General features: G+C 71.8%; 22 protein-coding genes. 12 read left to right on the forward strand and 10 right to left on the reverse strand.

Going from position 1 to position 23,072, the window contains the following annotated elements:
* Positions 1-6: 6 nt before the first annotated feature.
* Positions 7-1,392 (forward strand): NADH-quinone oxidoreductase subunit N, encoded by a 1,386-nt coding sequence (locus tag KZQ38_RS15885; protein WP_219443012.1) that lies wholly within the window; start codon positions 7-9, stop codon positions 1,390-1,392.
* Positions 1,393-1,794: 402 nt separating this feature from the next.
* Positions 1,795-2,808 (forward strand): LacI family DNA-binding transcriptional regulator, encoded by a 1,014-nt coding sequence (locus tag KZQ38_RS15890; protein WP_219442740.1) that lies wholly within the window; start codon positions 1,795-1,797, stop codon positions 2,806-2,808.
* Positions 2,809-2,838: 30 nt separating this feature from the next.
* Here the strand turns inward: KZQ38_RS15890 and KZQ38_RS15895 are convergent, their stop codons facing one another.
* Positions 2,839-3,297 (reverse strand): cupin domain-containing protein, encoded by a 459-nt coding sequence (locus tag KZQ38_RS15895; protein ID WP_219442742.1) that lies wholly within the window; start codon positions 3,295-3,297, stop codon positions 2,839-2,841.
* A gap of 254 nt (positions 3,298-3,551) precedes the next feature.
* On the opposite strand from KZQ38_RS15895, the gene KZQ38_RS15900 reads away from it, so the two are divergent.
* Positions 3,552-4,058 carry a mycothiol transferase gene (locus KZQ38_RS15900; protein WP_308258439.1) on the forward strand — a complete coding sequence of 169 codons (507 nt, stop codon included), beginning with the start codon at positions 3,552-3,554 and terminating at the stop codon, positions 4,056-4,058.
* An 8-nt stretch (positions 4,059-4,066) separates the two neighbouring features.
* Here KZQ38_RS15900 and KZQ38_RS15905 read toward each other — a convergent pair whose 3' ends face one another.
* Together KZQ38_RS15905 and KZQ38_RS15910 are read right to left on the reverse strand one after the other, a co-directional pair.
* Positions 4,067-5,101 (reverse strand): radical SAM protein, encoded by a 1,035-nt coding sequence (locus KZQ38_RS15905; protein WP_219442744.1) that lies wholly within the window; start codon positions 5,099-5,101, stop codon positions 4,067-4,069.
* A gap of 106 nt (positions 5,102-5,207) precedes the next feature.
* Positions 5,208-5,819, reverse strand: coding sequence for an isochorismatase family protein (locus KZQ38_RS15910; protein WP_219442746.1), 612 nt, complete (start codon positions 5,817-5,819; stop codon positions 5,208-5,210).
* 118 nt (positions 5,820-5,937) lie between these two features.
* On the opposite strand from KZQ38_RS15910, the gene KZQ38_RS15915 reads away from it, so the two are divergent.
* A complete protein-coding gene (locus tag KZQ38_RS15915; RefSeq protein WP_219442748.1) occupies positions 5,938-6,429 on the forward strand; it encodes a metallophosphoesterase family protein in 492 nt (163 codons plus the stop codon).
* Here the strand turns inward: KZQ38_RS15915 and KZQ38_RS15920 are convergent.
* A complete protein-coding gene (locus KZQ38_RS15920; RefSeq protein ID WP_308258427.1) occupies positions 6,422-6,820 on the reverse strand; it encodes a winged helix-turn-helix transcriptional regulator in 399 nt (132 codons plus the stop codon). The genes KZQ38_RS15915 and KZQ38_RS15920 overlap by 8 nt on opposite strands.
* 98 nt (positions 6,821-6,918) lie before the next feature.
* Here KZQ38_RS15920 and KZQ38_RS15925 point away from each other — a divergent pair, with 98 nt between their 5' ends.
* The 8 genes from KZQ38_RS15925 to KZQ38_RS15960 all read left to right on the forward strand — a co-directional run bounded on the left by KZQ38_RS15925 (position 6,919) and on the right by KZQ38_RS15960 (position 17,448).
* On the forward strand, positions 6,919-7,857 hold the full coding sequence (locus KZQ38_RS15925; RefSeq protein WP_219442750.1) for a zinc-binding dehydrogenase: 939 nt from the start codon (positions 6,919-6,921) through the stop codon (positions 7,855-7,857).
* A gap of 148 nt (positions 7,858-8,005) precedes the next feature.
* Positions 8,006-9,274 (forward strand): MFS transporter, encoded by a 1,269-nt coding sequence (locus KZQ38_RS15930; RefSeq protein ID WP_257901434.1) that lies wholly within the window; start codon positions 8,006-8,008, stop codon positions 9,272-9,274.
* A complete protein-coding gene (locus KZQ38_RS15935; protein WP_219442752.1) occupies positions 9,271-12,960 on the forward strand; it encodes a nitrate reductase subunit alpha in 3,690 nt (1,229 codons plus the stop codon). Before KZQ38_RS15930 ends, KZQ38_RS15935 begins: the two co-directional genes overlap by 4 nt.
* A complete protein-coding gene (gene narH / locus KZQ38_RS15940) occupies positions 12,960-14,660 on the forward strand; it encodes a nitrate reductase subunit beta (RefSeq protein WP_219442754.1) in 1,701 nt (566 codons plus the stop codon). Before KZQ38_RS15935 ends, narH begins: the two co-directional genes overlap by 1 nt.
* Entirely contained in the window at positions 14,657-15,304 is a 648-nt protein-coding gene (gene narJ, locus KZQ38_RS15945) for a nitrate reductase molybdenum cofactor assembly chaperone (RefSeq protein ID WP_308258428.1), read from the forward strand. Before narH ends, narJ begins: the two co-directional genes overlap by 4 nt.
* Complete coding sequence (gene narI, locus KZQ38_RS15950) at positions 15,301-16,029, forward strand: respiratory nitrate reductase subunit gamma (protein ID WP_219442765.1); 729 nt, start codon at positions 15,301-15,303, stop codon at positions 16,027-16,029. The genes narJ and narI overlap by 4 nt, the downstream gene beginning before the upstream one ends.
* Entirely contained in the window at positions 16,026-16,361 is a 336-nt protein-coding gene (locus KZQ38_RS15955; protein WP_219442767.1) for a cupin domain-containing protein, read from the forward strand. The genes narI and KZQ38_RS15955 overlap by 4 nt, the downstream gene beginning before the upstream one ends.
* Positions 16,362-16,938: 577 nt before the next feature.
* A complete protein-coding gene (locus KZQ38_RS15960; protein WP_219442769.1) occupies positions 16,939-17,448 on the forward strand; it encodes a hypothetical protein in 510 nt (169 codons plus the stop codon).
* Positions 17,449-17,930: 482 nt separating this feature from the next.
* Here the strand turns inward: KZQ38_RS15960 and KZQ38_RS15965 are convergent, their stop codons facing one another.
* The 6 genes from KZQ38_RS15965 to KZQ38_RS15990 all read right to left on the reverse strand — a co-directional run bounded on the left by KZQ38_RS15965 (position 17,931) and on the right by KZQ38_RS15990 (position 23,043).
* Complete coding sequence (locus tag KZQ38_RS15965) at positions 17,931-18,626, reverse strand: tetratricopeptide repeat protein (protein WP_219442771.1); 696 nt, start codon at positions 18,624-18,626, stop codon at positions 17,931-17,933.
* Between the two features lie 10 nt (positions 18,627-18,636).
* Complete coding sequence (locus KZQ38_RS15970) at positions 18,637-18,858, reverse strand: hypothetical protein (RefSeq protein ID WP_219442773.1); 222 nt, start codon at positions 18,856-18,858, stop codon at positions 18,637-18,639.
* A gap of 849 nt (positions 18,859-19,707) precedes the next feature.
* On the reverse strand, positions 19,708-20,130 hold the full coding sequence (locus KZQ38_RS15975) for an Imm1 family immunity protein (RefSeq protein WP_219442775.1): 423 nt from the start codon (positions 20,128-20,130) through the stop codon (positions 19,708-19,710).
* Positions 20,127-20,954: a DddA-like double-stranded DNA deaminase toxin gene (locus KZQ38_RS15980; protein ID WP_219442777.1), complete on the reverse strand. Its 828-nt coding sequence runs from the start codon at positions 20,952-20,954 to the stop codon at positions 20,127-20,129. The genes KZQ38_RS15975 and KZQ38_RS15980 overlap by 4 nt, the downstream gene beginning before the upstream one ends.
* Positions 20,955-21,141: 187 nt before the next feature.
* Positions 21,142-21,681, reverse strand: a complete 540-nt coding sequence (locus KZQ38_RS15985; protein WP_219442779.1) for a phosphotransferase family protein — start codon at positions 21,679-21,681, stop codon at positions 21,142-21,144.
* A gap of 444 nt (positions 21,682-22,125) precedes the next feature.
* On the reverse strand, positions 22,126-23,043 hold the full coding sequence (locus tag KZQ38_RS15990; RefSeq protein ID WP_219442781.1) for an aminoglycoside phosphotransferase family protein: 918 nt from the start codon (positions 23,041-23,043) through the stop codon (positions 22,126-22,128).
* Positions 23,044-23,072 lie beyond the last annotated feature (29 nt).

Consider the following 23,072-nt stretch of genomic DNA (forward strand, 5'->3'; position numbering starts at 1 on the left):
GTGGACATGGACCCGCTCGCGCTGCTGCCGGAGATCCTGCTCGCCGGCGCGGCGGTGGTGGGCCTGCTGCTCGGGTCGCACCTGCCGAGGCGACGGCAGTGGCTGGTCGCGGTGCTCGCACTCGTCGCCTGCGTCGCCGGGACCGGTGCGACCGCCGTGGTGTGGTTCCGCGCGGACATGGCGGTGTTCGGCGGTTCCTACGTGGTGGACGTCGCGACCAACGCGACGCGGGTGACCGTGCTCGTGGCGGTCGTGCTCGTGCTCGGCCTGGCGGTGGGACCACTGCGCGGGGCACGGCGGGAGGCCGAGTTCGTGGTCCTCGTGCTCCTCTCCGCGCTGGGCGCCGTGCTGCTGGCCGGGGCCGACGACCTGCTGCTGCTCGCCGCGAGCTACCTGCTGGCGAGCATCCCCCTCTACGCGCTGGCCGGTTTCGCGAAGGACGCGCCGGGCACCGAGGCGGCGTTGAAGTTCTACCTGATGGGCGCGTTGCCCGGGGTCGTCGTGCCGGCCGGGGTGGCGGTGCTGCTCGGCGTCGGCGGCACCACCGGGTACGCCGGCCTGAGCGGCGGGCTGGACGCCGCGCCACGCGCCGCCGTGGCGGTCGGCGGGGTCGCCGTCCTGGCGGGGCTGCTGTTCAAGGCGGGTGCGGTGCCCGCCCACTTCTGGGTGCCCGACGTGACCGAAGGCGCTCGGCCCGTGGTCGCCGCGCTCGTCACCACGGTGCCGAAGATCGGCGCGGTGGTGGCCGTGCACCGGTTCATCACGACGCCGATGGCCTCGTCGCCCGTGGACTGGGGAATGCTGGTGGCCGTCATCGCCGCCGTCACCATGACGTTGGGCAACCTGGCGGCGTTCTTCCAGGACAACGTCCGGCGGCTGCTCGCGTACTCGACCATCAGCCAGGTCGGCTACCTCCTGGTCGGGGTGGCGGCGGGGCGCGGCGACCTCGCGCTGCCGGGCGTGCTGCTCTACCTGCTCGGCTACGCGGTGACCAACCTCGGCGCGTTCGCGGTGGTCTGCGCGCTGCCCGCCGCCGCGCTCCGGACCGATTACCGGGGCCTGGTCCGCCGCCGCCCGTGGCTCGCGGTCAGCCTCGTGGTGTTGTTGCTGGGCCTGGTCGGGACACCGCCGACCGCGGTGTTCGCCGGGAAGCTGCTGGTGTTCACGGCCGCGCTCGACGCGGGCCTCGGCTGGCTGGTGGTCCTGGCCGCCGTGAACACGGTCGCCAGCGTCTTCTACTACCTGAGGTGGATCGGCCCCGCCGTGCGCGGCGACGCCACCACGCGGTTCACGACCGACCGGTGGGCGGAGGTCACCGCGTACGTGACGGCAGGCGCGTCGGTGTTGCTGGGCGTGCTCACCGGTCCGGTGCTCGCGCTCGTCGGACCGTGACACCCGACCTCTGTGCCAGACCGCCACGCGGCCGGTCGGTGTTCACGGTTGACGCACGGGTGTTCCGGCACCCGGCCCGCGACCACCCGTCATCCCGGCGGTGGCTTCCTCCCGGTCGTTGTCGCGCCGGCCGCCGCGAGTGGCCGCCCGACACGCGAGCCGCCGCGGGTTTCCCTTGGCGGGCAATGCTTTCGGCTTCCCATCGGTGAGTGTTGGTTTGGCGCGGACGTGGTTTTCCGCCGTGGTCGCGGGGGTGCTCCGCAGCGACTCGGGCCGTGCGCACATGAGCATCGATCGGCTTCTCCCGCACCCGCCGAACAACCGCTCCGGCGAGCCACCTCGCTTGGCCTAGAGTGAAGGGGTCACCACGCCGCAGGCACATAAGTGACAGGGAGCAGGAGCGTGGCAGCCAAGAGCACAACGCATCTCGCGCGCAAGCCCACGCTCCAGGACGTCGGACGCCTCGCGGGTACATCGACAGCCGTCGTCAGCTACGTGCTCAACGGCGGACCCCGACCGGTGTCGGACAAGACCCGGGTCAAGGTCGAGGAAGCCATCCGGGTGCTCGGCTACCGCCGCAACCCGCTCGCCGGCGCGTTGAGCGGCGGCCGGTCCAACCTCGTCGGCCTGCTGGTGCCCGACACCGCGAACGCCTTCTTCGGCGAGCTGTCGCGCTTCATCGAGGCCGAGGGCCGTCGTCGGGGCCTGCTCACGCTGCTCGGCAACACCGGCTACGAGTCGTCCCTCGGTGACGACTACGGCAGGGCGTTCTCCGAGCTGCGCCCGCGCGGGATCTTCGTGACGACGGGCGAGCCACCGCACCAGGAGGACGGGACACCGCGGGTCTACGTCCAGTGGGCCGCGCCCGACACCACCTCGCCCAGCGTGACGTTCAACGACTTCCGGGGCGCGCGGCTGGTCGTGGCACACCTGCTGGAGCACGGGTACCGGGACATCGCCTGCCTGGCGGGGGAAATCGACGCGGGACCGGCGAAGGGCCGCGAGGGCGGCTGGCGCCGGGCCATGGCGGACGCGGGGCTGCCCACGGCGGGCAGGCTGGTCCGGTCGTCCTTCGACCGGGTCGGGATGGAGCGCGTGGTGCGGCAGGTGCTCGGCGGCGCGGACCGGCCCCGCGCGATCTACGCCACGACCGACGAGCAGGCGCTGGTGGCCATCCGCACGGCGACGAACCTCGGTCTGCGCGTGCCCGAGGACCTGGCGGTGGTGGGGTTCGACGGCATCCGCGAGGCACGGCTCGGCGGTTTCCCGCTCACCACCGTCAGCCTGCCGCTGGAAGACCTCGCGGCGCGTGCCTTCGACGCCCTGGACACCGCCGGGACGCCCTCGACGGTTCTGGACGGCACGCTCAGCATCGGCGTGACCTGCGGCTGCGCGGCACACGGCCCCGCCGCGTGAGGTCGGCGGGGCCGGTGTGGTGGGACGTGCCTACGACTCCTGGCGCTCGGACCCGTAGTTCGGGCTCAACGACAGCGCGCTGAAGCGGAACGGGCGGTCGACGCGGGTGAAGCCGAGCGGGCAGTGCCGCGTGCCCGCCGGGATGTAGACCGAACCGCTCGTGGTGACGGTGTGCCGGACGCCCTCGATGTCGAAGTAGATCTCCGCGCCGAGGTCGTCCACGTTGTTCGGGTCGTTGCCGTGCCAGATCAGGACTTCGTCGTAGTCGTGCACGTGCTCCTTCACCCATTCCACGGGCGTGTCGCACTCGTTGATCCACGTGTAGGTCAAGTGGACCTTGCTCTCGGGCACCTCGGCCGACCGCATGAGCGCGAGCGCCGGGCCCACGTTGTCCGGTTCCACGACGCCGGCCGCCTCGCCCTCGTTGACGAGGTCTTCCAGGCAGTTCGGCATCTTCCTCACGAACAGGCGTTCGTACGGGCTGGTCATCGTCCCTCTTCCTCCGAGTGCACTTTCCCTGCTCTCCCCGAGCGTTCCGCCGAGGCTAGCAACGTTCTAAGCGATTAGATAGATCCTCCGCGCACAGGTCGCGGCGGATTCGGCCGCGGTCCAACGGCCTGGAAACCGGGCGGGGCGGCGAAGGCCGCCCGACCATCCACAAAGGACTGTCCACCGCCCGGTGCCGCCGACCGGTAGCGTGGCGGTGGGTGACCGCATACGGGAGGACGGTGTTCATGACCGGGGTGACCGCGGTTGACGTGCTGGCGGACGGGTTCGGGCGGGTGCGGGAGTCCGTCGAGCAGGTGCTGGACGGGCTGACCGAGCAGCAGCTCGCGCACCGGGTCGGTGGTTCGGCGAACTCCATCGCCTGGCTGGTCTGGCACCTCACCCGCGTGCAGGACGACCACGTGGCCGAGGTGGCGGGCACCGAGCAGGTCTGGACGGCGGACGGCTGGGCCGCGCGGTTCGACCTGCCGCTGCCGACCGGCGACACCGGTTACGGGCACCGCGGCGAGGAGGTCGCCGCCGTCGTCGTGCCCGCCGGGCTGCTGCTCGACTACCACCGGGCGGTGCACGAGCGGACCGCGGCCTACCTGGGCGGCCTGAGCGCGGACGACCTCGGCGTGGTCGTCGACGAGTCGTGGGACCCGCCCGTGACGCTGGCCGTGCGGCTGGTCAGCGTGATCGAGGACGACCTACAGCACGTCGGCCAGGCCGCCTTCGTGCGCGGCGTGCTCGCCCGGAGCTGACCGCCGGGTCAGAAGACGCCCCGGTACATCGCGCACCCCCGGCACACGTCGGCCGGCCGGTGGTCCCGCAGCCCGGCGCGGAACGCCCGGTACGCCTCGCCGTGCCAGATGTCGGCGAACGACCCCGCGCCGAGCCGCCCGAGGGTGGCCCGGTCGCTGCCCATCACCATGCAGCACGGCTGCACCTCGCCGCGGTGGGTGACGTAGGCGGACTGCCACGGCCACGTGCACCCCGGCCGGTCGGGGTCGGCGGGCACGTGCTCCGCCAGTCGCGGCAGGCGCAGCGGCACACCCCGCGCCGCGGCGACGGCCGCCGCGGCGTCGAAGCTGCCCCGGAACAACGCGGGATCGGTCTCCAGGCTCTCCCGCGCCGCGTACCGGCGGATCGCGGCGTACTGCCCGGCGGGGTCGGTGTCGCTGAAGGAGTGGCTGAGGTTCTGCACCCACAGCTCGTCCACGCCCAGGTCGGCCGCCAGCGCCACCAGGTCGGGCAGCTCGGCGATGTTGCGGCGCATGGCCACGAACACCAGCTTCACCACCGGCCGGGCCGCGCCCGCCGCGGCGCGCTCGGCGAGCAGGGCACGCAGGTTGGCCACCACGCGGTCGAACTGGCCCGGCCGCGGTTCGAACGCGCCGCCGTGCCGGACGTCCTCGTAGGTGGCGGCGGTCGCGCCGTCCAGGGACACGTGCACCCAGCCGGTGCCCGCCGCGACCAGGTCCCGCGCCCACCGCCGGTCCAGCAGCACGCCGTTGGTGTTGAACCCCACCTCGACGCCGCGCGTGGTGGCGTGCCGGACCATGTCCAGCAGGTGCGGGGCGAGCAGCGGCTCACCCAACCCCTGCAACGTCAACCTGGTCAGCTCGGGCAACCCGTCGACCAGGTCCCGGAAGTCCTCGTAGGACAGCGCGCCCTCCGCCCGGCCCACGGCGGGCGCGTACCGGACCAGGCACATCCGGCAGCGGAGGTTGCACGACCCGGTCACCTCCACCTGCAACTCGGCCGGCAGCGGCGGCGTCAACGAATACCCGCCCGTTCGCGTCATCCGGACACCCCTCGTCCCGAGCGTGCGCTCTACGCCTCCACGGCGTCCCCGCACCGCGCCCGTTCAAACGGAACCGGGCGCACGTCACCGGAACGGATGACCCGGCTCAGCCGCGGAGTTCGGCGGACAGCTCGGCCGCGGACAGCGCCCGGCCGAAGAAGGTGCGGATGGAGCGGAGCGTGGCCTCCTGGGCCGAGTCCGACAGGGCGCCGGTCGCGTCGCCGATGAATGCGACTTTGTAATCACGCATGTACGCGCTGCGCGCCGTGGACTCGCAACACGCTTCGGTCAACGTCCCGATGATGATCACCGTGTCGATCCGGCGCAGGCCCCGGACGGTGTTCAGCACGCTCTGCAACGGCGTGTTGTGGAAGGCGTCGTAGCGGTGTTTTTCCACGACCACGTCGCCCGGTTCCGGCGCCAGTTCGGTGATGATTTCCGCGCCGTGGCTGCCGGCCCGCATACCGGCGGTCCGCAGGCGGGGGATGTAGGCGGTCTCCAGGGGCGACACGTCGAAAGTGTCGTAGAGGATGTGCCGCGTGTAGATCACGGGGATTCCCGCGCCCCGACACGTGTCGACGACGTCGCGCATGGTCGACACCCGCTCACGCGCCATCGGCACGGCCATCGGGAAGCCCTCGCGCACGAAATCGTTCTGCATGTCGATGACCAGGAGCGCGCAGGACTCCGGGTCGACCACCCAGGGCGGGGACGTCATATAGCTCCTCCACGGCGTGAAATGGCGCCGTGACGCTAACACGACGAACGTGGGAATAGTCCACACCGGATTGTTCCGCCGTGCGTGGGCGGTCCCCGTCGCGGGTACCACCGTGGGCATGAAGGTGGTCGTCCTGTCCGACACGCACGCGCCCCGGCGCTGGAAGTCCTGCCCGCCGGCGGTGGCCGAGCACCTGCGGGGCGCGGACCTCGTCCTGCACGCCGGTGACGTGTGCGTGCCCTCGGTGCTGGACGAGTTGCGGCACTACGCCCCGGTCGTCGCGGTGTCGGGGAACAACGACGGGCCGGACGTGGCGGCGTGGGGCGCGCCGGAGACCGCGGAGGTGGAACTGGACGGCGTGCGGGTGGCGGTGATCCACGACAGCGGCCCCGCGAAGGGCCGCACGGCCCGGATGCGCCGCCGCTTCCCGACCGCCGACCTGGTGGTGTTCGGCCACTCCCACATCCCGCTGGACGAGACCGGCGACGGCGTGCGGATCTTCAACCCGGGCTCGCCCACCGACCGCCGCCGCCAGCCGCACGGCACCATCGGGTTGCTCGACATCCGGGACGGTGTGCTGGTGGACGCGCGGATCGTGCCGGTCACCTGACCTCGGCGGAGCGCCGCGCGTCGAACTCCTCGCGCGCCGTCTCGATGTGCGTGATGTGGTCGCGGGTCCAGCCGCAGATCGCGGTGACCGCGCGCAGCAGTTCGGCGCCGGGTCCGGTCAACGCGTAGTCCACCCGCGGCGGCGACGTCGGGTGGACGCGGCGCCGCACGATGCCGTCGCGCTCCAGGCCGCGCAGGGTCTGGGTGAGCATCTTGTGGCTGACGCCCTCCACGACCTCGTGGAGCCGGGAGAACCGGAGGGTGCCCGCGCCGAGCGCGTTGATCACCAGCAGCGCCCAGCGGTCGGCGATCCGGTCGAACATCTCGCGGGCCACCGTGTTGGCGCGCATCACGTCCGGCGCCTCGGCCGGGCTCTCGACCTGGTTGCTCACCTCGGGGTGCCTTTCGTGCCGAAAAGTGCGTTCTTCCTGGTGGTGCGCCACTTTCCTACGGTGACCAGGTATCCGCAAGTGAGAACGGAGCGTTGCCCATGCGTGCCCTGGTCCCCACTGGAGAGCCCGACGTGCTGGTCGCACCCGCCGAGGTGCCCGATCCCGCGCCCACCGCCGACGAGGCGGTGGTGCGCGTCGTGGCGTCGTCCTTGAACCGCGCCGACCTGCTGTACCTGACCAGCGCGCCCCGCCTGCGCCCGCACGAGGCGTGGCGGCCAGGTGACGACGTGGCGGGCGTGGTGGTCGCCGCCGCGGCCGACGGCAGCGGCCCGGCGGTCGGTGACCGGGTCGTCGGCCACTCCCCCGCGGGCGGCGGGTGGGCGGAGTACGCGGCCGTCGCCACCGACCGCGTCGCCGCGCTGGTGCCCGGGGTCGACTTCGCCACCGCGGCGGCGCTGCCGACCGCCGGGACCACCGCCGCCCGCCTGGTCCGCGCGGCCGGTCCGCTACTTGGCAGGCGCGTGCTGCTCACCGGCGCGACCGGCGGGGTCGGCCACTACGTGGTGGAACTCGCCGCCGCGGCGGGAGCGGAGGTCACCGCGGTCGCCGCGCCCACCGAGCCGTGGCAGCGGCTGCCGGAACTGGGCGCCGAGGTGGTGCACGACGTCGCGGACGCCCGCGCGCCGTTCGACGTGGTGCTGGAGTCCGTCGGCGGCACGCACCTGACGTCCGCGCTGGCCAAGCTGCGCCGGGGTGGTCTCGCGCTGTGGTTCGGGCAGGCGTCCGGCACGCCGGTCACCCTGGATTTCTTCGCCTTCTTCCAGGGGTACGAGTCGGTCGCGTTGCGCCAGTTCACCGTCTACGGCACCGGCGACCGGTGGGACGACGACCTGGCGACCCTGGTCCGCCTGACGGCGGCGGGCAGGCTGCACCCGCAGGTCGACCACCGGGTGCCGTGGCACCGGGCGGACGACGCGCTGCGCCTGCTGGCGAACCGCGAGCTGCGCGGCAAGGCGGTCATCGACGTCGAGGGCTGAGGCCGTCGTCCTCCCGGGCACGTCGTCCTCCTGGGCGCGTCGTCCTCCTGGGTGCAAGGTCGTCGGTCCTGTTGCGCCTGCCCGCCAGTGGCTCACGCTGGGGTGTGCCCGCTCCGGGCGACCACGTGGACGACGGCCGGGGACACCGATGACGACAGCACGCCGCGCACCGCACGACGCGCCCGGCTCGACCGGGCCGCGGGTGCTGATGCTGGTGCTGGCCACGGTGGGGTTCGCGGTCAACTTCTGGGCGTGGGCGCTGCTGAGCCCGCTGGGTCCGCTGTTCAAGGACTCGCTGGGGCTCAGCAGCTTCCAGCAGGCGTTGCTGGTCGCCGTCCCCGTGGTGGTCGGGTCGGTGGGCCGGATACCCGTCGGCGCGCTCACCGACCGCTTCGGCGGGCGGCTGGTGTTCCCGGTGGTCTCGGCGGTCACCATCCTGCCGGTGCTGTTCCTGGGTCTGGTCGGCCACGGTTCGCTGGCCGCGCTGCTGGTCGGCGACTTCTTCCTGGGTGTGGGCGGCACGGCGTTCGCGGTCGGCGTGCCGTTCGTCAACGCCTGGTTCCCGCCCCACCGCCGCGGGCTGGCGATCGGCGTGTTCGGCGCGGGCATGGGCGGCACCGCGATCAGCGCCCTGACGACCGTGCGGCTGGTGGACTCCGGCGGGGTGGCCACGCCGTTCGTGGTGACCGCGGTGGTGCTGGCGGTCTACGCGGTCGTCGCCGCGGTGCTGCTGCGGGACGCGCCCGGGCGGACGGCACCGGCGGGTTCGGTGGCGCGCCGGCTCGGCAACACCGCCCGGATGCCGGTGACGTGGCAGGCGTCCTGGCTGTACGCGGTCGCGTTCGGCGGGTACGTGGCGTTCTCGGTCTACCTGCCCGCGTACCTCCAGGCCGCGTACGGGCTCACCCAGGCCGACGCGGCGAACCGGATGGCCGGGTTCGTGCTGCTCGCCGTGGTGATGCGCCCGGTGGGCGGCTGGCTGTCCGACCGGCTGGACCCGGTGCGGGTGCTGGTCGCGGTGTTCGCCGTGGTCGCCGTCGCGGCGGCGGTGCAGGCGTTCACGCCGCCCCTGGCACCGGTCGGCACCACGGCTTTCCTGGCCATGGCCGCCGCGCTGGGCGCGGGCAGCGGGGCGGTGTTCGCCCTGGTGGCGTTGCTGGTGCCGGGTAACGAGGTCGGCTCGGTCACCGGTGTGGTCGGCGCCGCCGGCGGGCTGGGCGGCTTCCTGCCCCCGCTGGTTATGGGCGCCCTCTACGGGGCGTTCGACTCCTACGCGCTCGGGTTCGCCGCGCTCGCCGCGGTAGCCGCCGCCACGCTCGTGCTGACCGTGACCACCGTGCGGCGCGGCCTGGCCACCACCACCGCGACCGAGCACTCGCCCGGACCCGTGCCGCGACCGCCAGGAGCCACCCGGTGAGCACCGAAGCCCAGCCCACCCCCGGACCCGGTCCCGCCGAGGCGCTGGTGCGCACCCGGAGGTTCTTCACCCGCGCCGAGGTCTCGCCCGACCTGCGCGCGCTGTACCAGGTGGGCGGGCGGCAGGCGGACGAGTTCTACCGGGACCGGTGGAGCCACGACAAGGTCGTGCGCTCGACCCACGGCGTCAACTGCACCGGGTCCTGCTCCTGGAAGATCTACGTCAAGGACGGGATCATCACGTGGGAGGCGCAGCAGACCGACTACCCCTCGGTCGGCGCGGATCGCCCGGAGTACGAGCCGCGCGGGTGCCCGCGCGGGGCCGCCTTCTCCTGGTACACCTACTCGCCGACCCGCGTGCGCTACCCGTACGTGCGCGGCGTCCTGCTGGACATGTACCGGGAGGCCAGGGCACGCACCGGCGACCCGGTCGCCGCGTGGGAGTCCGTGGTGTCGGACCCGGAGCGCGCGCGGCGGTACAAGGCGGCACGGGGCAAGGGCGGTCTGGTGCGGGCCTCGTGGGACGAGGCCGTCGAGCTGGTCGCCGCGGCGCACGTGCACACCATCCGGCGGTACGGGCCCGACCGGGTCGCCGGCTTCTCGCCGATCCCCGCGATGTCACCGGTGTCGCACGCGTCGGGCGCGCGGTTCGTGTCGCTGCTGGGCGGCACGATGCTGTCGTTCTACGACTGGTACGCCGACCTGCCGGTGGCGTCGCCGCAGGTGTTCGGCGACCAGACCGACGTGCCGGAGTCCGGTGACTGGTGGGACGCCGGCTACCTGGTCATGTGGGGTTCCAACCTCCCGGTCACCCGCACCCCGGACGCGCACTGGATGGTCGAAGCGCGGTACCGCGGCCAGAAGGTCGTGGCGGTGTCGCCGGACTACGCCGACAACGTCAAGTTCGCCGACGAGTGGCTTGCCGCCCGGCCCGGCACCGACGGCGCGCTGGCCGTGGCCATGGGTCACGTCGTGTTGCGCGAGTTCTTCGTGGAGCGGCAGGTCCCGTACTTCACCGACTACGTCAAGCGGTTCACCGACCTGCCGTTCCTGGTCCGCGTGGCGGAGCGGGACGGGGTGCGGGTGCCGGGGAAGTTCCTGACCGCCGCCGACCTCGACGAGCACGCGGACGTGGAGAACGCGGCGTTCAAGACCGTCCTGCTCGACGCGGCCGGCGAACCGGTCGTGCCCGGCGGTTCGCTCGGCTTCCGCTTCGGGGAGCAGGGCGTCGGGCGCTGGAACCTCGACCTGGGCGACGTCGACCCGCTGCTGTCCTGCGCTCGCGAACCGCACCAGGTGGTGGAGTTGGAGCTGCCCCGGTTCGACCGGGCCGGTGTCGTGCGGCGGGGCGTGCCGGTCAAGCGGGTCGGCGGGCACCTCGTCACCACCGTGTTCGACCTGCTGCTGGCCCAGTACGGCGTCCAGCGCGCGGGGCTGCCCGGGCGGTGGCCGACCGGCTACGACGACGGCGACGAACCCGGCACGCCCGCCTGGCAGGAGCGGATCACCGGGGTGCCCGCCGACGCGGCGGCGCGGATCGCGCGGGAGTTCGCCGCGAACGCCGAGGAGACCCGCGGCCGGTCGATGATCATCATGGGTGCGGGCGTCAACCACTGGTTCCACGCCGACACCGCCTACCGGGCGTTCCTCGCGCTCACCGCGCTGACCGGCTGCCAGGGCGTCAACGGCGGCGGGTGGGCGCACTACGTCGGGCAGGAGAAGTGCCGCCCGGTCACCGGCTGGTCGCACCTGGCGTTCGCGCTGGACTGGTCGCGCCCGCCGCGCCAGATGGTGCAGACCGCCTACTGGTACCTGCACACCGACCAGTTCCGCTACGACCACTTCGCCGCCGACGCCCTGGCCGCCGCCACCGCGGGCGGGCGGCTGGCCGGTCGCACGACCGCGGACGTCATCGCGCAGAGCGCGCGCATGGGCTGGATGCCGTCCTACCCGACGTTCGACCGCAACCCGCTCGACCTGGCGGACGACGCGGAGCGCTCCGGCGCGTCGGCGGCGGACCACGTCGTGCGGGAGCTGACCGCCGGGCGGTTGCGGTTCGCGTGCGAGGACCCGGACGCGCCGGAGAACTTCCCGCGCGTGCTCAGCATCTGGCGGGCCAACCTGCTGGGTTCCTCCGCGAAGGGCAACGAATACTTCCTCAGGCACCTGCTCGGCACCGACAACTCGCTGCGGGCCGGGGAAGCGCCGCCCGACGCCCGGCCGAAGGAGGTGGTGTGGCACGACGAAGCGCCGGTCGGCAAGCTGGACCTGTTGCTGACGCTGGACTTCCGGATGACCAGCACGACGATCTTCTCCGACGTCGTGCTGCCCGCGGCGACCTGGTACGAGAAGCACGACCTCAACACCACCGACATGCACCCGTTCGTGCACTCGTTCAACCCCGCCATCGCCCCGCCGTGGCAGACGCGCACCGACTGGGACGCCTTCCAGACGATCGCGCGGGCGTTCAGCGCCCTGGCGGAACGGCACCTGGGCGTGCGCAAGGACGTCGTGGCGACACCGCTGATGCACGACACGCCCGACGAGATGGCCAACCCGCACGGCCGCGTGCGTGACTGGAAGGCGGGCGAGTGCGCGCCCGTACCCGGTGTCACGATGCCCCGGATCACCGTCGTGGAGCGCGACTACCCCGCGGTCGCGGCGAAGATGGGCGCGCTGGGTCCGCTGGCCGAATCGCTCGGCGCCACCACCAAGGGCGTGACGTTCGACGTGGGACACGAGGTCGAGCGCCTGCGCGACCTCAACGGCGCGGTCCGCGGCGGCCCGGCCGACGGCCGGCCCTCGCTGGTCCGGGACGTGCACGCGTGCGAGGCGATCCTGGCGCTCTCCGGCACCACCAACGGGCACCTGGCCGCACAGGGCTTCCGCGTGCTGGAGAAGCGCACCGGCACCCGGCTGGCCGACCTCGCCGCCGAGCACGAGGGCAAGCGGATCACGTTCGCCGACACGCGGTCCGCGCCCGTGCCGGTGATCACCTCACCCGAGTGGTCCGGCTCGGAGGCGGGCGGGCGGCGCTACTCGCCGTTCACCATCAACGTCGAACGCCTCAAGCCGTGGCACACGCTCACCGGGCGGCAGCACTTCTACCTCGACCACGACTGGATGGCGGAGCTGGGCGAGCAGCTGCCGGTGTACCGGCCGCCGCTGGACATGACCGCGTTGTTCGCCGAACCACCGCTTGGCAGGCGGGAGGGCGCGGCCCGCGGCGCCGGGCTCGCCGTGCGCTACCTGACGCCGCACTCGAAGTGGTCGATCCACTCCGAGTACCAGGACAACCTGTTCATGCTCAGCCTGTCCCGGGGCGGCCCGACCATCTGGCTGTCCACTGTGGACGCGCAGCGGATCGGCGTGTCCGACAACGACTGGATCGAGGCGGTCAACCGGAACGGCGTCGTCGTCGCCCGCGCCGTCGTGTCGCACCGGATGCCCGAGGGGACCGTGTACATGCACCACGCCCAGGACCGCTTGATCGACGTGCCCATCGCGGAGGCGTCCGGCGAGCGGGGCGGCATCCACAACTCGCTGACCCGCCTGCTGATCAAACCGTCCCACCTGATCGGCGGCTACGCCCAGCTCTCGTTCGCCTTCAACTACCTGGGACCCACCGGCAACCAGCGCGACGAGGTCACCGTCATCCGCCGCCGCGACCAGGAGGTGACCTACTGATGCGCGTGATGGCCCAGTTGGCGATGGTGATGAACCTCGACAAGTGCATCGGGTGCCACACCTGCTCGGTCACCTGCAAGCAGGCGTGGACCAACCGCGCCGGCGTCGAGTACGTGTGGTTCAACAACGTGGAAACCCGCCCCGGGCAGGGTTACCCGCGCGACTACGAGGACCAGGAGCGCTGGCGCGGCGGCTGGGTGCTCGGCAGGCGCGGGCGGCTCAAGCTCAGGGGCGGCGGGCGGCTGCGCAAGCTGCTCACCATCTTCGCCAACCCCAAGCTGCCCGGTATCGACGAGTATTACGAGCCCTGGACCTACGACTACGACACCCTCACCAACAGCCCGCTCCAGCGGCACCCGCCCGTTGCCCGGCCGCGTTCCCTGATCAGCGGTGAGAACACGAAGATCACGTGGTCGGCCAACTGGGACGACGACCTCGGCGGCGCGCCCGACCACGGGCACCTCGACCCGGTGCTCAAGGGCATCGAGGACAAGGTCCGGTTCGAGTTCGAGCAGACGTTCATGTTCTACCTGCCCCGGATCTGCGAGCACTGCCTCAACCCGTCGTGCGCGGCGTCGTGCCCCTCGGGCGCCATCTACAAGCGCAGCGAGGACGGCATCGTGCTGGTGGACCAGGACCGCTGCCGGGGCTGGCGGATGTGCGTTTCCGGCTGCCCCTACAAGAAGGTCTACTTCAACCACCGCACCGGCAAGGCCGAGAAGTGCACGTTCTGCTTCCCCCGCGTCGAAGTCGGCATCCCCACCGTGTGCGCGGAAACCTGCGTCGGCCGCCTGCGGTACATCGGTCTGGTGCTCTACGACGCCGACCGGGTGTCGGCCGCGGCGTCCACCCCGGACGAGAAGGACCTGTACGAGGCGCAGCGCCGGGTGTTCCTCGACCCCGAAGACCCGGTCGTGGTGCGGGAGGCGGAACGCGCGGGCATACCCCACGACTGGGTCGACGCGGCCCGGCGCTCGCCGGTCCACGCGTTGATCAGCAAGTACCGGCTGGCGCTGCCGCTGCACCCGGAGTACCGCACGATGCCGATGGTCTGGTACATCCCGCCGCTGTCCCCCGTGGTCGACGTCGTCCGCGACACCGGGCACGACGCCGAGGACCGGGACAACCTGTTCGCCGCCATCGACGCGCTGCGGATACCCGTCGAGTACCTGGCCGGGCTGTTCACCGCGGGCGACGTGCGGCCGGTCGACGCGGTGCTGCGCAAGCTGGCCGCGATGCGGTCGTACATGCGCGACATCAACCTGGGCCGCGCGCCGCGCGAGGCGATCGCGGCCTCCGTCGGGATGACCGGCGACCAGGTGCGCGACATGTTCCGGCTCCTCGCCCTGGCCAAGTACGAGGAGCGGTACGTCATCCCGCCCGCCCACGCCGAACTGGCGCACGGGCTGGAGGAGCTGGCCACCGAGTGCAGCCTGGACTACGAGGGCGGGCCCGGCATGGGCGGCTGGGGGCCGTTCGGCGAGAACTCCGGCGGCGCGCCGCCCATCGCGGTGGAGAACTTCCGGATGCTGCGGAACCGGCAGACCGCCGACACCGTCGCCGGCCCGGTGGACAAGGAGAACCGGGTCAACCTGCTCAACTGGGACGGCAAGGGCCACCCCGAGGGCCTGTTCCCACCGCGACCGGCGGAGCGTCCCGGTGGCGGCGACCCCGCGGGAGAAGTGGAGCCCCGGCCGTGACACCGCCCGACGCGCACCGCGCGACCGCCTGGCAGGTCCAGTCGCTGCTGATGGGCTACCCGGACGAGCAGCTGCTCGGCCGGTTCCCGCTGCTGCGCGCGGCGACCGCGACGCTGCCCGCGCCGCTCGGCGCCCCGCTGCGTGCCTTCCTCGACCACGCCGCCGCCACACCGCTCACCGAACTGGCCGCCGACTACGTGGCGACCTTCGACCACCGCAAGCGGTTCAGCCCGTACCTGACGTACTTCGCGTACGGCGACACCCGCAAGCGCGGCATGGCTTTGCTGCGGTTCAAGCAGACCTACCGCGCCGCGGGCCTGGAACTGGGCGACGACGAGCTGCCCGACCACCTCGCCGTCGTCCTGGAGTTCGCCGCCTCCGGCAACGCGACCGCGGGCGAGCGCCTGTTGCTGGAACACCGGGCCGGGCTGGAGCTGATGCGGCTGGGGCTGCGGGAGAGCCGGTCGCCGTGGGCGCACGTGCTGGCCTCGGTCTCGGCGACCCTCCCGCCGCTGGGCGGCGAGGAGCACGAGGCAGTCGCCCGGCTGGCCGCCGCGGGACCGCCGGAGGAGGAGGTCGGCCTGGCTCCGTTCACTGCCCCGACGATCGCGCCCGACCGCCTGTTCCCCGGAGGCCGTCGATGAACGCGTGGGACGTCCTGCTGTGGGTCGCCGTGCCCTACGCCTCGATCGCGGTGTTCATCGTCGGTCACGTGTGGCGCTACCGCTACGACAAGTTCGGCTGGACCACCCGTTCCTCGCAGCTCTACGAGAGCCGCCTGCTGCGGCTGGGCAGCCCGCTGTTCCACTTCGGAATCCTGCTGGTGGCGCTCGGCCACGTCGGCGGCCTGCTGGTGCCCAAGTCCTGGACCGAGGCCGTCGGCGTCAGCGACACCGCCTACCACGTCGTGGCCGTCGGTCTCGGCGCGCTGGCCGGGCTCTGCACGCTCGTGGGCGCGGCGATCCTGGTCTACCGCCGCCGCACCGTGGGCCCGGTGTTCTCCGCGACCACGCGCAACGACAAGGTCATGTACGTGCTGCTGCTCGGCACGATCCTCCTGGGCCTGGGCACCACCGTGCTGGGCAACCTCACCGACCAGCCGCACGACTACCGCGAAACCGTGTCACCGTGGTTCCGGTCGATCTTCTACTTCCAACCCGACCCGGACCTCATGGCCGCCGCACCGCTGGGTTTCCGGTTGCACGCCCTGGCGGCCTGGGCGTTGTTCGCGTTCTGGCCGTTCAGCCGCCTGGTGCACGTCTTCTCCCTGCCGCTGGGCTACCTCACCCGCCCGTACATCGTCTACCGCAGCCGGGACCAGCACCTCGGCAACCGCGCGCCGCGGCGTGGTTGGGAGCGCGTGCGATGACGGCGCACCCCGACGTCGCGGAGATCGGCGCGCTGTCCGTTGAACTGCTCGACGAAGCCCGTGCGCACGACGCCCGGCGCGCCGCCCGAACCCTGGTCACCGGTGTCCGGCAGCGTGCGACGCTCATCGCCCTCGCCGGCGGGGCGGAACTCGGCGAACACGACGCACCACCGGCGGCGACCCTCTACATCATCACCGGCCAGGTCCGATTGCACACGCACGACGCGGAGTGGCTCCTCAACCGCAACCACCTGATGCCCGTGCCACGGCTGCGGCACGGGATCACCGCGTTGACGGATTCCGTCGTGCTGCTCACCGTGGCCCTCGGTTAGGGATTGTGTTCGGCAGCGGCCAGGCAGGACCGGCCGCCGGCTACCACCTGCGCCGAGCCGGGCTTCACCACCCTGGACGCCCAGCCCGATGGGGCGGTCGGTGCGGAAGTCGAGGGCGACGTCCACGTGTAAGGCCGCTTCCCCGACGCGGTGATCGGCACCACCGGTGCCGGGCGGCGTCCTTGCACCCCGGCCACCGCCCGCGGTCTTCCCGAACCGCGCTGGCACACCGCTACCCGCAGCAGGTCGCCGGGCAACCGTTTGGGCAGAAAACCGGGTGGTGAGCGGCGCACCCCCCCGTTGCGCCGGGTGGACCAGGGCACACCAGCCCGGCGTCGGCGGAGGCCCTGCCAACGTCGGAGAATTCACCGGTGAGGGCGTCCGGGTCGATCAAGAGCTGCGACGGGCCGTGTTGGCCGTCGGCAACACGGCACACGGGATCGGCCCCCGTGTGCCGTGCCCACCCGTGCCAGGCGCGCCGATCGGGTGAACCCGTCGGAAAGCTAGTCGCGGTGGGCGGGACGACCGCTTGAATAAGATCGACATCGCGTGACCCGTCTCCACCGGAAGGAACCGAATGAGCGGTCTGCCGCCTGTCGGCGCGGAAATCCCCTGCTCGGCGATCGCGGAGGGAAGCGTCCTGGAGATCGGGGGCACGTCCCGGACGCTGACCTTCAGGGGCGGTATGAAGTACCGCGTCGAGGTGCACCCCGACGGCGCGTACGAGGCGGTGGGCCTGCGGATGATCGGGTTCAGGATGGCCGCGGACACCGACGAGGGCGAGTTCGTGCTGGAGCAGACCGACGAGGACACCGACCCGATGAGCAGCCTGCGGTACGCGCAGAGGTACCCGCCGAGGCTCAAGCACCAGGACTTGTTCGACTTCACCGCGACCCTGGTCGTGGACGGCGAGCAGATCATCCTGGTCACCCGGCGACCCATGAGCACCTCCGCGACCCTCACCGGGTTCCCATCCCGGGGCGACTCCTACCAGTTGGACGAACCGGTGGAACTGGTCGCCGCCGACGACCCCGACACCGTCGTGGCCCGGCTGACCGCGTTCCCCTCCAAGCGCGGCGGCCTGTAACGACATTCCGGTGAGCCGGTCGACCAACGAGGTCACCGGTCAGGCATCGCCGGCACCGTAGCGAACGGGGCAGGCGCGGCGTTCGTCGCCGCGCCGTACCCCGCCGCCGTGCTCGTCGGAGACACCGATCGCGTCCGGCACCCCCGACGTGCGCGCGGTTGGCCGTTCCGGCGGAAGTCAGCGGGGTGCGTACGTGCTCACGGCGACGCCGGCCAGGCTGATTCGGGGTTTCGAGGTAGTCCCAGCGGTCGGGTTGGAATCCGTCCACGACCGTGCCCCAACGACGTGACCGCAGCCGTCCACCACGCCGACGTATCGCACGACTCGACGGAGGGCCAGGCGGGGCCTGTGGGCAACGCCTCCTCGCGCAGCCATCGCCGGCCGGCGGGCACAGGTGCGTCCACACCCGGCTCTGGGTGTCGGCGGTCGCGCCGTGCATGGCCGAGGTCCTTCGCTGGAGACTGACAGGGCGACCGGTTCGGTCAGCCACCGCCCGGCTCGCGTCGGTTATGCGTGCTGCCGGTGGGCAGGTCGAGAAGTCGCCGGACGCGGTGCGCATCGGAGGTGGGCAGGTAGGGCAAAGTGCGGCGGAGTCTGCGTCTGCCGGCGGCTTCGTCGCCGCCCAGCCACAGTGCCCGACCCAGATCGACCCGTATGCGAGTCCGCTCCTCCTCGGCGTCGAGAGTGCCGAACGCCTTATCCGCGCGGGTCAGGTAGTTCACCGCCGAGTCCGCCCGACCCACCTCGATCATCAGCGCACCGAGCCGGGCGAGCGCGTGCGCGACTCCGGTGGGGCGGCCGTGGCGGATGTTGAGTTCCAGCACCTCGTCGGCGCACCCGATGGCCCGGTGCATCCGGTGCTGCGCCCGGTAGGTCCGGGCCAGGGAGTCCAGTGCGTCGGTGTGATGGTCGGGTTCGTCCAGCAGCCGCCGGATCGCCAGTTCCCGCACCCCGAGCGCGGCGGCTTGCCGGAGCACTCCCCGGTCCCGCAACATCTCGGCGCCCGCCCGCAGTGCCCGCGCGAGTTCCCGGGACGAGGAGTGCGCCGCCGACAGCGGGGCCGAGCACTCGTAGAGCCAGCGGCACCAGGACTCGTCCGCGTCGGCGGGCAGCGCCCGCCAGAGCTGCTCCCACAACGCGATCGCGGCGTCGTCGGCGTTCGACAGCGCCGCGATCACGTCGCCCGGGCTAGGCAACTCCCGTGCATTCGAAGCTCGCGTCCAGGAGGAGGTAGGTGCCGACGACGTCGCCGTGGTCATCTGCGAAGTACCTCAACGCACCCTCGGGGCGGTCGGTGCTCACACGGAACCCGCCGCTCGCCGACACGATCTCCGCCCGGTCGGTGAACGCGATCCCCCACGCGACCACCCGGGGCTCGCGGGCGTCGTACTCCTGGGCGACGGCGAACAACCGCGGAGCCTCCGCTGCGAACTGGGGACGAAGCGCCCGCGGGGTCAAGCCCGCGGACTCACTCGGCGTGGTTTCCCGGCTCATCTGCTGTGCCTTTCCGTAGGCAGTCGAGTTTGAAATTGGAGGATGGTGATCTGCCGAAGTCCCCCGGAATGCCGGCACGGCCACGGCGGCGGCGCTGTGCGCGGTGCTCACGACGCGATCACGGCGGCATGGCCGTATCTCCGGGCGCTTGACATACCGCCTCCAGCTGCTGCTTGGTCGCGCGTCGGTTGGCAGACAGGTTGCTGGTGAGGGTGCCGGGTTTTCCCGTGTACGGGCCGCCTACGATCGTGACCCGTGTTCCCGGCCGCGGACGGTCGCCGGTCCCGAGTCCGTTCGCGTCCCAGTACCCTTCGCTTGACCCGATCACGGTCGGCTCCGTCGCCGCCGGATCAGGGCGGCCGGTACCTGGTCGCTGTCGGGCGGCTCGACGCCGATGCCCCTCACCGCCGGTGCCTGGTCGGGCGGATCCTTGGTGTTCGTCGGGCGGGACGACGGTGAATCGTCAACGGCGATAGCGACCACTGTGCCCACCTCCGAGTGATTGTGGAGGCACCCGACGCAGGGATATGGCTACCGCTGTGTCGAACATGGAGGCAGGAGCGGTCTGCCGGAAACACGCGCGGCGTCGGGTGCCGTTGATTCACAGTCAACCGTTCGCAGCGCGGCCGGACGAGGTCACCAAGCGGCGATAACCCGGTGATCTTGCAGAGAATACTGTTCACCGGGATTGGGCTTCGACGCCGTCACCGGGCGGGTCCACACCTATTCCGAAGAGGGTCCTGTGCATCCCGAACAGCCGGACGCTCAGCTCTCCTCGGGTATCCATTGCACGCACATCGGTTTCCGCCGGGTGCGGGCGAACTCCGCCACGATCGGCAGGATCCGTTCGGTCGCCAGTTCCGCCCGCGGGGGCATTCCCTGGTCGATGCCACCCCACAGGAAGTAGTCCACCCAGTCGGGGTTCAGGCCGTCGGCCGGCACGAACCGGGTACCGGCCGCGAGGTCGGTCCACTCCGCCGCGCCGATCTCGCCGCGCATCCCGACCGTGAGCGTGGGCAGGTTCTCCTCGGTGCCGGCACGGAGGAACCACGCGCGCCCGACTTGCGAGCCGTTCGCGGGATTGGCGGCCAGCAGCAGCGCGATCAACTCGTCGGGTGTGTCGTAGGCGGTGACGTCGACGAAGACCCGGCCGGTCTGCTCGCCCCACAAGGGCGCGTGTCCGGTCATGCCTGTCCTTCGTAGGTGCGGACGAACGGTTCGCCGTTCGCCGTGGTGCCGTACACGGTCAGCACCTTGCCCTGGGGAAGATACCTCGGCAGCACCTGGTAACAGGCTGCCGCGCCGAGCACGAAGCCCGGCGAACCGCAGGTCTGATGATTGATCACGACCTCGGCGTGCGTGGCGGGCGTGTCCACCAGCAGGTGGGCGACCTTCATCTCCACGTGCCTGCCCAACCGCAGCGGGGTGGCGATGCCGAGTTGCGCCATGCGGGCATCGACGGCCGGAGTCCAGGTGCCGTCCCTACCCGAGGTCATCACGCCCTGGTCGACGGCGCCCACGCGCACGCGGCCCACGGTCTTCTCCCCTTCATTCCCGCGGGCCACCCGGCGCGGCAGGTCCTCCACGGCCCACCGGGCCTGTGCGGGGTAACGGGATCCGTCACGGGCGATGACGTGCCCGTCGCTGTTCCCGCCTGGCACCGGCACATCGGCCGCTGTCTCGGCACTCCGCCGTGGCGGGGATGGATCCCTTCGCACGGGCGTGTGGCCAGCTGGTGACGGTACAGCCGCGGGTTCCCGGAGGCGGTCGGCGAGCACGTCCAACGCCTGCCTCCACGCGACAAACACGCCTTGCAACGCCGTGAAGGCATCCTCGGGCGCGACGCCGCCCACAGCGGTCCACTCGGCGGCCAGGTCGTGACGTGTCGAACCGTGCAGCGCCCGCGCCAAACCGGCGTACGCCTCGACCCACAGCTGCTCCGCCTGCCACAGCACCGCAACCGCCTCGTCCGCCTTGCGCTCGACCGCACCCAACCGAGCCACACGGCTCACGAAGCGGCCTCGGGCTTCCTGCCGAACGGTTGTAGCGAGCCCCACCGTCCCATGATCACGGCCCTCCGCCTCCCGAGCCGAACACGCTAGTCCGGACACGAAGAAGCTGGCACGTCTCAAGGCGGCCCTTGAGTTCTGACCACCCGATCGAGGTAGGACACAGCATGGTGTAGCAGTGTCCGGCTCGTCACGGGGTGGGCCATGGGGTGGTGGTGTCACCGTTGCGCAGGAGGTGGAGGCGGTGACGCAGTACGGCGGCGGCTTGGTCGTCGCCGTGGTCGGCGCGGCGGATGAAGGCGCCGAGGCTGTGCAGGTCACGCAGGCCGCGCAGGGTCGCGAGTCCGGGCCAGTCACGCAAATCGTGTCCGTAGGCTTGAGCGAAGCGGTCCAGTTCGGCGGTCGTGCGGCCCATGCGGATGCCCTGGTAGGTGTTGGCCAGATCCAGTTCGCGTGGACCGGTGGCGGTCTCGTCCCAGTCACCCAGAAGCCACCGACCGCCGATCGTGTCGAACAACAGATTGCCCAGGTGACCACTGCCCAAGCCGAATTCAAGGGTGCCGTAGTAGGCCAGCAGGCTGTCGGCGGCGTGGACGAGCCAAGCCCTGTCGTCGGCGGACAGGCAGGCGGCCGTGGCGACCACGGCACGGAGGGAGGCCAGCGGCCGGTAGGCGGGCAGGTCGACCGGCGGCGGCGGGAGGCGGTGCAACCGGCGCAGCAGGACACCCAACTCGGCGGGATCGGGGCGTGGCACCGGATTCGGTTGCGGGTAGTGGGTCCAGAACGTGACCAGACCGTCGTTGACGACGATCGGCTGGCTGCCAGGCAGCGGGGTAGCCCTGGTCGGTCAGCCAGCGGGCGACGGCCACGCCGCGTTGGGCAGCGGCCGGGTCGCCGATGTGCACCCGAGCGACGGCGTCGGCCGCGGGCAGCAGGTACACCGTGGTGGCGTGGTGGTGCAGCAGCCGCAACCCACCAGCGTCCAGGCCCAATCCGCGCGCTGCGCCGCCCACCATAAGACGGGTGGGGTCAGGTGGGATCACCGCTCGAATGTAGCGATCGGGTAGCCGTGGACGCGCCGATCAAGACGCCCAGCAGCTCCCGCGCGCGCCGGGCGCCGGCGACGTTGGCGACCAGCCGCCGGGTGCGGTGTACGGGTCCGCCCTTGTCGGTGCTACAGGATGCGCCAGCGTTCGTCCGCTGCGCCGTCCAGTCGTTCGATGCGGCGTAGTACCTCGGCGGCTTGGTGGGTGTTCGGCGCCGACTTGCGGGCGTTGGTGGTGACCATGCGCAGCTCCCGCAGGTCCCTCAGGGCGCGGTAGCCGGACCAGTCACGCACATCGCGTCCATAGGCGCGGCAGAAGGCGTCGTAGTCGGAGTGACCGAACCTCCGGCAGTGGATCTCGATCGTCACCAGGTCCCATTCGACGGGACCGACGGTGACATCGTCCAAATCGCACAACACGGCCTGGTCATGGGCCCGCCATAGCGTGTTGCGGTGTTGGGGGTCTGTGTGGATGAGTCGAGGAGGCGTGGTTCGCAAGGCCGCCGCTACGGGTGTCAGTCGGTCGAGCCGGTCGAGGAGCAGGGTTTGCTGGCGTGTGCTGAGGATGCGGCTGGCGGCGATCGACCGCGTGATCGCCGCGTGGGGATCGAGTCGAGGTCGGGCGATCGGCGGTAGGGGTGCTTCGTGCAGTGCCCTCAGCGGGGCCGCCATGGCCGCGGTGGACATGGGTCGGTGTTGAGGCAGGTAGTGCCAGAGGGTGACGACGTGGCCGTTGATGTGCAGCGGTTGGGCGATGGTGTCCAGCAGTCCGGTCGCGGGGACGCCATGCCGGCTCAGCCAGCCGGTCAGTTCGACCATCGCCCGGGCGTCGTGGAGGTCTCGTGCGCGGTCGGGACGGGGCCTGCCGATCTTGACCACCACCTGACGAGGCGGTTGGCCGACCAGATAGACGGCGTTGCTGTGGTGGCGCAGCAGGGACACGTGCCGGTTGTTCAGACCGGCGGCGCGGCACGCCCGGTCGAGCACCGGGCGGGTGGTGTCGACGGTGAAGTCGTGTTCGGTCGCCTCGTACGGCCGTGAGGTCACACACCCAGTGTCCCGAAGACCACCCGGCG

Source organism: Saccharothrix obliqua, from assembly GCF_019375475.1.
Classification (GTDB): Bacteria; Actinomycetota; Actinomycetes; order Mycobacteriales; family Pseudonocardiaceae; genus Actinosynnema; species Actinosynnema obliqua.

Bases quoted from the DNA above. Each gene is read 5' to 3' on its own strand.
- KZQ38_RS15885 (WP_219443012.1), top strand. From the start codon at position 7: ATGGACCCGCTCGCGCTGCTGCCGGAGATCCTGCTCGCCGGCGCGGCG.
- KZQ38_RS15895 (WP_219442742.1), bottom strand. From the start codon at position 3,297: ATGACCAGCCCGTACGAACGCCTGTTCGTGAGGAAGATGCCGAACTGC.
- KZQ38_RS15905 (WP_219442744.1), bottom strand. From the start codon at position 5,101: ATGACGCGAACGGGCGGGTATTCGTTGACGCCGCCGCTGCCGGCCGAG.
- KZQ38_RS15910 (WP_219442746.1), bottom strand. From the start codon at position 5,819: ATGACGTCCCCGCCCTGGGTGGTCGACCCGGAGTCCTGCGCGCTCCTG.
- KZQ38_RS15915 (WP_219442748.1), top strand. From the start codon at position 5,938: ATGAAGGTGGTCGTCCTGTCCGACACGCACGCGCCCCGGCGCTGGAAG.
- KZQ38_RS15925 (WP_219442750.1), top strand. From the start codon at position 6,919: ATGCGTGCCCTGGTCCCCACTGGAGAGCCCGACGTGCTGGTCGCACCC.
- KZQ38_RS15930 (WP_257901434.1), top strand. From the start codon at position 8,006: ATGACGACAGCACGCCGCGCACCGCACGACGCGCCCGGCTCGACCGGG.
- narH (WP_219442754.1), top strand. From the start codon at position 12,960: ATGCGCGTGATGGCCCAGTTGGCGATGGTGATGAACCTCGACAAGTGC.
- narI (WP_219442765.1), top strand. From the start codon at position 15,301: ATGAACGCGTGGGACGTCCTGCTGTGGGTCGCCGTGCCCTACGCCTCG.
- KZQ38_RS15955 (WP_219442767.1), top strand. From the start codon at position 16,026: ATGACGGCGCACCCCGACGTCGCGGAGATCGGCGCGCTGTCCGTTGAA.
- KZQ38_RS15960 (WP_219442769.1), top strand. From the start codon at position 16,939: ATGAGCGGTCTGCCGCCTGTCGGCGCGGAAATCCCCTGCTCGGCGATC.
- KZQ38_RS15975 (WP_219442775.1), bottom strand. From the start codon at position 20,130: ATGACCGGACACGCGCCCTTGTGGGGCGAGCAGACCGGCCGGGTCTTC.